This window comes from Pseudoalteromonas fenneropenaei (assembly GCF_042643375.1).
In the GTDB taxonomy this organism is placed as follows: domain Bacteria; phylum Pseudomonadota; class Gammaproteobacteria; order Enterobacterales; family Alteromonadaceae; genus Pseudoalteromonas; species Pseudoalteromonas fenneropenaei.
Genome location: NZ_JBHRSD010000022.1, coordinates 145,164 through 151,489, shown reverse-complemented (window position 1 = coordinate 151,489; position 6,326 = coordinate 145,164). Strand labels below are relative to the sequence as shown.

The 6,326-nt window shown below is 45.9% G+C and carries 5 protein-coding genes; 2 read left to right on the top strand and 3 right to left on the bottom strand.

What is annotated here, in order from left to right; translation table 11 throughout:
* Window positions 1-118 precede the first annotated feature (118 nt).
* Together ACFOEE_RS13220 and ACFOEE_RS13215 are read right to left on the bottom strand one after the other, a co-directional pair.
* Window positions 119-694, bottom strand: a complete 576-nt coding sequence (locus ACFOEE_RS13220; protein WP_377125008.1) for an outer membrane beta-barrel protein — start codon at window positions 692-694, stop codon at window positions 119-121.
* Window positions 695-819: 125 nt separating this feature from the next.
* Window positions 820-1,386 (bottom strand): BON domain-containing protein, encoded by a 567-nt coding sequence (locus ACFOEE_RS13215; protein WP_377125006.1) that lies wholly within the window; start codon window positions 1,384-1,386, stop codon window positions 820-822.
* A 326-nt stretch (window positions 1,387-1,712) separates the two neighbouring features.
* Between ACFOEE_RS13215 and ACFOEE_RS13210 the strand changes: the two genes are divergently transcribed.
* Together ACFOEE_RS13210 and ACFOEE_RS13205 are read left to right on the top strand one after the other, a co-directional pair.
* The gene (locus ACFOEE_RS13210; protein WP_377125004.1) at window positions 1,713-2,159 is read left to right on the top strand and encodes a PA2169 family four-helix-bundle protein; all 447 of its coding nucleotides are present in this window, start codon (window positions 1,713-1,715) and stop codon (window positions 2,157-2,159) included.
* Window positions 2,160-2,168: 9 nt separating this feature from the next.
* A complete protein-coding gene (locus tag ACFOEE_RS13205) occupies window positions 2,169-2,333 on the top strand; it encodes a DUF1328 domain-containing protein (protein WP_377125002.1) in 165 nt (54 codons plus the stop codon).
* 154 nt (window positions 2,334-2,487) lie between these two features.
* Here ACFOEE_RS13205 and putA read toward each other — a convergent pair whose 3' ends face one another.
* Window positions 2,488-6,288 carry a bifunctional proline dehydrogenase/L-glutamate gamma-semialdehyde dehydrogenase PutA gene (putA, locus tag ACFOEE_RS13200; protein WP_377125000.1) on the bottom strand — a complete coding sequence of 1,267 codons (3,801 nt, stop codon included), beginning with the start codon at window positions 6,286-6,288 and terminating at the stop codon, window positions 2,488-2,490.
* Between the last annotated feature and the right edge of the window lie 38 nt (window positions 6,289-6,326).

Here is a 6,326-nt window from a genome sequence, read left to right as displayed (position 1 = left end):
TAGAAAAAACGACCTAACTATCGAAAAAATAAACCCCGCTTAAAAAAGCAGGGTTTATCATCAATCTGAAGTGCGCAAAAGCGCACTTTAATAGGGACCAAAGAGTTTTGGGGAGAGATTAGAAAACGTATTCTACGGATACCGAAGCCACATCTAAATCGGGTTCAATATGGTCTTCAAGCTCATAGCGCAGGTACTCTAAACGCATGCTCACGTTGGTAGTAAAGGCGTAAGACACCCCCGCACCATAAAACCAATCACCGCCGTCGGCACTGCGACTGACTCGACCTAGACCCGGTACATCGGCGTACAATTCGCCATCCCATTCAAACCAACCGCCTTTTGCATAAACGCCAAATTGCTCGGTGATAGGGGCGGTAAAACGGGTAGCTAAGGATATGCCATCAAATTCAGCATAGTTATCGATGTCGCTGGCCTCGTCAAAATTTTCGTAGCCTAGCTCAATGCTCCAGTAAGGTGTGATATGCGTACCAACGTAAGCTTTGAGCATCGCGGCATCATCATCAAATTCCATGTCTTTTTCTCTGTCTTGCCATTGCAGAGCATACTGACCATAGCCAATACCAGCGTATATACTAAATGGCTCTAAAGCTTGCGGATTGGTTTGGGCTGTCGCTGAAGTGGCAAATGCACCGAACGAAACAAAGATAAGCGGTAAAATGGCTTTTTTCATAGGTTGTCCTTATATCTGCGAAGAGAAAGGGCAGTGGCATAGGCGCTTACTTCTTGGAGTGCGGCTGTGTTGGCTGCACTCCAAGTCGTGTGAGCTTAGTTACCACTGCACTTGGGGTATAAAGCTTAAGAGTTGCTGCGGATCTCTAGCATGTCTTTGACGTTACTCACATCAGAGGCATTGCGGGCAATACTCAGCGCAAGCTCTTTTTCTGCTTTTGTTGACACCGTACCCGTTAAGGTTACGCTGCGGTTTACCACGTCGACATCAATGTCGGTGCCATCAATATCACCATCAAAGAGGAAGCGAGTTTTGATTACCGTGGCAATTTTAGCGTCAGTAAAATCTGAACCATTTTCATCTTTTGCTGCTGCTTTCGCTTCGCCGTCTTGGCTTTTGACTATGGTCAGACGGTTATCAACTTTTTGCACACCGTCGATACCAGATACCAATTCTTCGGCGAGCTTTTTCTCAACGCTGTTTTCAACGTCACCGGTTAAAATAACGACACCATTTTTCACGTCGGTGTTGATATCAAAGCTGTTTAGCTCAGTGCTAAACAATAAGGTTGCTTCTGCTTTACCATCGATCCACGCGTCACTTGCTTCTTTTTTCCAACCATTATCCGATGCAAATGCGGGTGAGATCATAAATGTTGAAGAAATCAAACTGGCAATAATTAACTTTTTCATAGTGGAACTCCTGTAATGTTTGTTCACAGTGGATAATGCAGTACCTGTGCCAAATTATAATTTATTGATTTTTAGTGTTTTTATTGTTTTTGTGCGCAGTAATGTGTAAATGGAGTGAGAAAGATGGGAAATATATTCCGGTAAAATATTCCTTGTGGATATTCATTATAAGTTAATGAAAAAATTACACGGTTGGGTAAGTGAGTAGGTAATTTATTTATGGTGCTGTTTAGGGTTTTAATTAAAGTTGTTTAAATTCAGTTGGTTATTTTTGGCTTGGTATTTGTATGAGTACTCCTGAACCAATCAATAAATGGAGTATTATTATGACCCTTTCAAATTATGACCTTGCCCCCGTTAAATCTCTTATTCGAGTTTTAAATAGTGGCATAGATTTTTACAAAAAAGCTGAGCACAAAACCTCAGACAAGCGTTTCAACCAAGTGTTTGAACGTATGATAGGCGAGAAAGTCAGAGCGATTGCGTTACTACAACCTTATGTAGTGGCGGATGAAGGCTGTGCCGAACGAGGCAGCGCCGTGTCAGTAGAGATCCGCGAAGCTTATACCCAGCTTCTCGATTTGTTCCAAAGCGACAACTTACATTTGTACTTAAGCCAGTTAGAAGAGCTGGAAGATAAAGTTTTGGAAAAAATCGAAGCTGCCCTTGAGGGCAACTTACCTGGACAATGTAAGTCGGCGTTACTGCAAATAAAAGCGCGTATGACATTATGCCATAATGAAATTCGTGCCTTGGAAGTTATCACTGAATAGGAGGTTGCCATGTTAAGTTGGGCGGTACTATTTTTGATCCTCGCTATGGTGGCGGCTTTATTGGGTTTTGGCGGTATTGCTGGCGCGGCGGCGGGTATGGCAAAGATACTGTTCTTTGTGTTTGTTATTTTGACCGTGCTGTCGTTTATTTTTGGTCGACGCAAAGTTCCGTAAAGCAGAGCGAAAGATCAAACCTACGCTTGTTGAACAGGTGGGAATAGAAAGAAAAAATCCTCGAACTGAGTTCGAGGATTTTTTATCTTACGGTTTAAGCAAGAATATGACGGCTTGCACAAAAGTGCTACGCACTTTTGTGCAGCGTATACGCTTATTCGTCGTCTTCAACTAGCGTCATCAACGAGGTATTACCGCCAGAGGCGGTAATATCATTACTGATGGTTTTCTCTGTGATTAAACGCGTTAATAAGTTGTCGTAGTGTAAGGCACTGATCACTGGCAAAATCGCACCAGTACGAGCTGCAAGCTTAGCTGTGATGTACGAAGTACGGTCACAGTTGGTGCTTACCACAGCCGCAGTCAGGTTGCTATGCGCAAGTAAGGCTGGTAACTGGCTTAACTTAGCCACTTGTAGTACGCCTTCTGCTACGCCACAAGCGATAAGCTTGTCACGGAACGCCACCGCTTCATCATGGAACAGCTCAGAGACTACCGTTACCACTGTATTACCTGCGGCCAATGCAGTGACCACAGACATCACCCAGAAATTGAATGAAGTGTCTTTATCGGCATAACACAGCACACAACCACGTGGCTCGTAATACATGATGTTAGATTCACCCGTTGGGCCTGGCATCACTAAACCTTTGCTTAAACGTTTTTCAACGCGCACTAACTGCGCGCGCGCGTCAGTTAACGTTTTAGCTAGGTCATCAGCCAGCGCATTCATGCTGTTCACTGTGGCAAGTTTTGCCAACAATTGACGCATAATTGAAACGCGGTTGCTCACTGGCATAAAGCGCCATGCTTTTTCATCGCGCTGTGCATTGCTCATCATGCGGTTAACTTGCTCTTGTGCGCCCGGTAGCACTTGTAGCTCTTCACCTGCTGGGGCAAATTGCGCTGCTTCAAAGTTGTCGGCTACGCCGTTTTCTTTCACTAGGCGGAACAAGTAGTTCGGGCCACCCGCTTTTGGACCCGTACCAGATAGGCCACGGCCACCAAACGGTTGTACGCCAACGACTGCACCAATCATATTACGGTTGATGTAAATGTTACCTGCGCGAGATTGCTTAGCAAGGTACTGTGCACGTTGTTCGATACGAGTGTGGATACCCATAGTCAAACCAAAACCGGTGCTGTTAACTTGGTCAATCACTTTGTCTACCTCACCCGCTTTAAAACGGATAACGTGAACACATGGACCAAATACTTCTTTTTTCAGTACAGATAAATCGCTTAGTTCATATAAACGTGGTGCGAAGAAGTAACCTTGCTCATGGTTTTCTGGCAGTTTGCACTCGTAATGTAACGTGGCGTTGCCTTTTAAGTATTCAACGTGGGCATTTAACGCATTTAATGCCTTTTGGTCGATCACTGGGCCGACATCGGTTTCGAAGTAAGCTGGGTCACCAATGTGTAGCTCTTGCATTGCACCTTTGATCATGCGAATGACTTTGTCGGCGATTTCGTCTTGTAAGAACAACACACGTAGCGCAGAGCAACGTTGACCCGCACTTTGGAAACCAGAAGAGATCACGTCATCAACGATTTGCTCAGGCAATGCCGTTGAGTCAACAATCATACAGTTTTGACCGCCAGTTTCGGCGATTAATGGCACTTGCTCGCCACCGCGTGCGGCTAAGGTTTGTGAAATGCGTGTACCTGTTTCTGTTGAACCAGTGAACATCACCGCTTTCACACGCGTGTCAGGCACGATATGTGCGCCAACTTCGCTACCGCGCGCTAGCACTGGCTGCACAATAAACTCAGGCAAGCCAACTTCACGCATCATTTCGATAGTGCGCAGGGCAATCAGCGATGTTTGCTCTGCAGGTTTTGCGATAACTGTGTTACCTGTCACTATGGCTGCTGCAACTTGACCTAGGAAAATTGCCAGCGGGAAGTTCCATGGGCTAATACACAAAATCACGCCACGTGGTGAGAAACGCGTATCTAGGTTTAGCTCTTCCGCGCGTGCTGCGTAGTAACGACAGAAATCCACCGCTTCACGAACTTCGTCAATCGCGTCTTGTGTCACTTTACCCGCTTCTTTGATACACATAGCTATCAATTCATCACGGTGACGCTCAAGGGCATCAGCAGTGCGACGTAGAATGTCGGCACGCTCTTGTACTGGCGTTTGTGACCAAGTGGTAAAGGCTGCTTCCGCGTTGGTAACTAATTGCTGCATCTCTTCAGCATCATGATGACGGATGCTACCGATCACTTCGCTTAAGTTGGCTGGGTTAACCACAGCTTCATGGCCTTCCGGCACTTGATCTAGGGTTTTAACGTTATCTTTGACCCAAGCTTCAATGTTGGTACGCATTGGCGTGATCAAATTGATGTTGGTTAAATCTAAGCCTTTAGAGTTTTTACGCTCATTACCATAGATATCAATAGGCATGGTAATTTGCTTGTTACGGCGGTTACGTAAGCGCTGGAGTTTTTCAACAGGGTCTTGTAACAAGTCTTCAACTGGCTTGTTTTCATCAACAATCGCGTTAACGAATGAAGAGTTAGCCCCATTTTCAAGTAGACGGCGCACTAAGTAAGCCAGTAGATCTTCGTGGTGACCAACTGGTGCGTATACACGACATTGCACTTTGTCTTGGGTTACCACTTGGTCGTAAAGTGACTCGCCCATACCGTGTAAGCGTTGGAATTCCCAGTTGCTATAATTGCCTTCAGCGAGCTCAAGAATGGTAGCCGCTGAGTATGCGTTGTGGGTCGCAAACTGTGGGAAAATTACATCACGGGCTTTCATCAGTTTAATCGCACAGGCTTTGTACGACACGTCTGTGGTGGCTTTACGGGTAAATACTGGGAAGTCTTCCAAGCCGTCAGCTTGGGTGTTCTTCACTTCTGTATCCCAGTAGGCGCCTTTAACTAAACGCACCATCAGCTTACGGCCAACGCGGCGGGCTAGGGCTTCTAACCAGTCAATCACGAAGGTGGCACGTTTTTGGTACGCTTGTACAGCCAGGCCAAAACCATTCCAATTACCTAATTCGTCATCTGCAAATACCGCTTCAATGATATCTAAAGAGATATCTAAACGTTCTGCTTCTTCAGCGTCAACGGTAAAACCGATGTCATACTGCTTTGCTGCTAGTGCTAATTCTTTTAGTTTTGGCACCAGTTCAGCCATCACACGTTCACGGTGGGAGAACTCATAACGCGGGTGAATCGCTGATAGCTTAACAGAGATACCTGGGCTTTTTACTGGGCCACGACCTGCTGCCGCTTTACCAATGACGTGAATGGCTTTCATGTAGCTGGCGAAATAACGGTCAGCGTCAGCCATAGTACGAGCGCCTTCACCTAACATGTCGTAAGAGTAGGCGTAACCTTTGGCTTCTTTTTCTTTGGCACGTTCAACCGCGGCATCAATGGTGGTGCCCATTACAAACTGCTTACCCATGATCTTCATGGCAGTTTGTACCGACTTACGAATGGTTGGCTCACCTAAACGACCGATCATGCGCTTCAATACGCCAAATTGTTCTTCTTTGGTTTTGTCGGCGTAGTTAACCATTTTGCCTGTGACCAATAGGCCCCAAGCAGAAGCGTTAACAAACATTGAGTCGCTGTTACCTAAGTGCGAGAACCAGTCACCTTTAGTGAGCTTATCGCGAATAAGTTCGTCTTGAGTTTCTTTGTCTGGCACGCGTAGTAAGGCTTCAGCCAAACACATCAGTACCACGCCTTCTTCAGACGAGAGCGAGTACTCATTCAATAGTGCGTCCACACCACCTTGACCTTTTTGGTCATTGCGGATGTTCAATACCATCTGACGGGCACGTTCCCACGCACGGGTACGGGCAGTAATACCCACTTCGGCAAGCGGCAAAATGTGATCGATCACTTGCTCTTCGTCGATGCGGTAGAAGTCACGGATCTTTTGACGGATCGGACAGTGGGTCGTTAAGTCGCCATGAAATAGCATAGGTAAAACCCTCAAAGAATTAACTGGGACAATTTGCC

Excerpts from the sequence above, each read along its gene's own strand:
- ACFOEE_RS13220 (WP_377125008.1), bottom strand. The coding sequence starts at position 694 with ATGAAAAAAGCCATTTTACCGCTTATCTTTGTTTCGTTCGGTGCATTT.
- ACFOEE_RS13215 (WP_377125006.1), bottom strand. The coding sequence starts at position 1,386 with ATGAAAAAGTTAATTATTGCCAGTTTGATTTCTTCAACATTTATGATC.
- ACFOEE_RS13210 (WP_377125004.1), top strand. The coding sequence starts at position 1,713 with ATGACCCTTTCAAATTATGACCTTGCCCCCGTTAAATCTCTTATTCGA.
- ACFOEE_RS13205 (WP_377125002.1), top strand. The coding sequence starts at position 2,169 with ATGTTAAGTTGGGCGGTACTATTTTTGATCCTCGCTATGGTGGCGGCT.
- putA (WP_377125000.1), bottom strand. The coding sequence starts at position 6,288 with ATGCTATTTCATGGCGACTTAACGACCCACTGTCCGATCCGTCAAAAG.